The organism is Methylobacterium sp. WL18, from assembly GCF_008040015.1.
GTDB classification, from domain to species: Bacteria; Pseudomonadota; Alphaproteobacteria; order Rhizobiales; family Beijerinckiaceae; genus Methylobacterium; species Methylobacterium mesophilicum.
In genome coordinates, this window is record NZ_VRVD01000790.1 from 1 (window position 1) to 1,906 (window position 1,906).

The 1,906-nt window shown below is 71.0% G+C and carries 1 protein-coding gene; it reads right to left on the bottom strand.

Annotation, left to right across the window (positions count from 1 at the left end):
* Window positions 1-286: 286 nt before the first annotated feature.
* On the bottom strand, window positions 287-1,906 hold a 1,620-nt coding region (locus tag FV228_RS28315; protein ID WP_147857529.1), incomplete at its 5' end, for a flavodoxin domain-containing protein.

Sequence of the window (1,906 nt, forward strand, 5' to 3'; positions counted from 1 at the left end):
GGGCGTCGGCGTCGTCGCGGGGGCTGTGGTCGTCCATAAGGTGAATCCGTCTGTCTGAACGCGTCTCCCACCCCCTTCGTGGGGCGGGTGCCAGTTCACGGTAGGGGCGGGATCCGCGACAGTCCCCCTCTCCCGTGCGGGAGAGGGTTGGGGTGAGGGGGGCGCCCTCTCCGGAAAGACCTGGATCCCTCACCCTGTCCCTCTCCCGCATGGGAGAGGGGACCCGCGCTCCGACTGTCTCCGTCGCATCTTGGTGCTCTCCCCGGGATCGGGGAGCGCGATGATCTCAGTAAACGTCCTGCTGGTAGCGGTGGCTGCGCTCCAGGGCCGCAACCTGCGCCTCGGCGTCGGCCGGGCTCAGGGATTTGGCGATCTCGTAGGCCCGCACCACGGCGGCGCGCACGTCCTTGGCCATGTTCTTGGCATCGCCGCAGACGTAGAAATGGGCGCCGCCCTCCAGCCAGGAGACCAGCTCCTGCGCGTTGTGGGTGATGCGGTTCTGCACGTAGATCTTCTCCGGCTGGTCCCGGGAGAAGGCGACGTCGATCTTCGTCAGCGAGCCGTCCTCCAGCGCCTCCTGCCATTCGAGCTGGTACAGGAAGTCGTGCAGGAAGTGCCGGTCGCCGAAGAACAGCCAGGAGCGGCCGGGGGCCTCGATGGCGCGGCGCTCCTGCACGAAGGCGCGGAACGGCGCGACGCCGGTGCCGGGGCCGACCATGATGATGTCGGTGGCCGGATCCTGCGGCAGGCGGAAGTGCCGGTTCGGCTTCAGCCGCACCCGCAGCTTGGCGCCGTCCCGGATCCGGTCGGCGACATGCACGGAGGCGACGCCCGAGCGGGCCCGCCCGTGGGTCTCGTAGCGGACCGCCACGATGGCGAGGTGGGCCTCGTCGCCCACCTCCTTGCGCGAGGACGCGATCGAGTAGGCCCGGGGCGGCAGCGGCCGGGTGATGGTGTTGAGGTGCTCGGCCGTCAGCGCGGCCGGGAAGGTCGCCAGCAGGTCGATCAGGTGCCGTCCCTCGATCCAGGCCCGGGCCTCGCCGCTGTCGATCAGTTTCTGCGCGTCGGCGTGGCCGGTCGCCTTGACGAAGCGCTCGATCGTGGCGGCCGACAGGGTGGTGATGTCCCGCTCGGCGAGCAGCGCCTGGCGCAGGGCCTCGTCGCCCGAAAGCCCCGCGGCGTTCAGGATCTCGTCCACCAGCTGCGGGTCGTTCTCGGGGAAGACCTCGAGCGAATCGCCGGGCTCGTAGGCGGGCGCGCCGTCCTCGAAGGCCAGCGCCAGGTGGATCGTCTCCTTGTCGGAGCGGGACGAGTTGAGGTTCACGTGCTCGACGACCTCGACCACCAGCGGCTCGCGGCTCGGCTCGGCCTCGTCGTCCTCGCCGGCGGCGGTGCGGGCGAAATCCACCGCCACGACGTTGTCGGGCGTCTCCGCCGGGGCGAGGGCCTTGAGGGTGTTCTTGATCCAGTCGGCGGCCGGCTTCTCGAAGTCGAGGTCGAGGTCGGCGCGCTCGGCGGCGCGCTGGCCGCCCAGCGCCTCGAAGCGCGCGTCGAGCGCCTTCCCGATGGCGCAGAACTCGACATACGAGGTGTCGCCCAAAGCCAGCACCGCGAAGGGGACGCCGTCGATGCGCGGGGCGCCCTCACCCATCAGTTCGCCGTAGGCCCGCACGGCCCGTGCCGGCGGCTCGCCTTCGCCCCAGGTCGCCGCGATGGCGATGAGCTTGCCGGCCTTGGGCAGGCTCGCCAGGTCGAGGTCCGAGAAGTCCACGACCTTCGGCTTGAACCCCTGCTTGCGCGCGAGCTTGGCGACGTTGCCGGCCAGCGCCTCGGAGTTCCCCGATTCGCTGGCGTAGAGGATGGTCAGCGGCTCGGCGGCCTTGGGCGGGGCGGCCGGGACGGCGGC